2 protein-coding genes are annotated in these 1,170 nt (G+C 34.6%); both read right to left on the reverse strand.

Annotated elements, in window-relative coordinates; translation table 11 throughout:
• Window positions 1-436: LysE family translocator (locus VXQ92_RS19660; RefSeq protein WP_416682926.1), on the reverse strand; the 436-nt coding region annotated here is incomplete at its 3' end.
• Window positions 437-500: 64 nt separating this feature from the next.
• Window positions 501-1,170: helix-turn-helix transcriptional regulator (locus VXQ92_RS19665; RefSeq protein ID WP_416682927.1), on the reverse strand; the 670-nt coding region annotated here is incomplete at its 5' end.

The raw sequence follows: 1,170 nt of genomic DNA on the forward strand, positions 1-1,170 counted from the left end.
GTTGTATAAGCAGCATTAAGCTACTATAAAACATAATATTTTTTGGATTTAGAAGACTCGATTGCAAACCTAACACCAAGCTTTTAATTTTGTTGCGCTTATCTTTTGCTTGGTCACTTAAATTATTTACATCGGTTGAGAAATTTAGAACTGTAGATCGGGCTGCATTAAAACAAAGAAAACTCAAATAAGCCAAATACAAAGCGCCAAGCCATTTAAATATTAAAAGTAAGATACTACTTAGATTTCCAAGCAACATAAAACTAAACAGGCATCCAGCCAGAATTAAAGCATTTCCCAAAGTGATTCCTAGAACAATACCATATGTATAACGGCGTCCTTTTTGTAGAAGACTAGTGAGAATAAGAAAGAAATCTGGACCCGGTGATAAGAGTGCTAAAAAATGAGTAAATGCAATAACTAAAAAAACTTCCATAACAGCTTCATCTGTAAAACAGTCTGGAAAATCTTAGAAATAGAGCTAAACAATTTCTTGTAAATTATTGCGCGGCTGCGAGCTGGAACTGCCGAGGAGTTACCCCTGTATGTGCTTTAAAAGCTTTATGGAAATGACTTTGATCACTAAAACCTAAATTTACAGCCAATTCGGCAAGTGGCACGCCTTGTTTGAGCTGCTCTCGAGCCTGATTAATTTTTAAATTAATTTGAAATGCATGTGGAGTTAAACCTACATTTGCTTTGAATAGACGTATGATTGCATATCTGCTTAAACCTACTCGTTGAGCAAGTTCTTCTAAAGAAATAAAACCCTCTGAGGATGAAATCACATCGATCAAGTTTAAAAAGTCTTTATATAAATATTGAGGCTTTTGTATTTCTTCTAAAATAAAATGAGGTAATAACAAATGAATCAGGCAATGGAGAAGAGACTGCTCTTTTTCAAAAATTAATTTTTGCGCATCAAATAATGTCTCATTCATTTCAGTAAAAGCTTCATATAAAGATTCGTCTTTTATAATGAACGGCTTATGCTGAGGTATATGTAAATCAAGACCTTGCTCTTGAAATTCTGAATACAGTTGATTTAACCATGCTAGATCTAAATGAAGCATCTGGTAACTCCATGCCTGATTTGGCATAGGATTACATGAATGCTCAACATGTGCGGGCACAATGACTAATATACCCGCCGAGATCTTTTGTGCCGTG

Source organism: Acinetobacter sp. 228 (genome assembly GCF_048147885.1).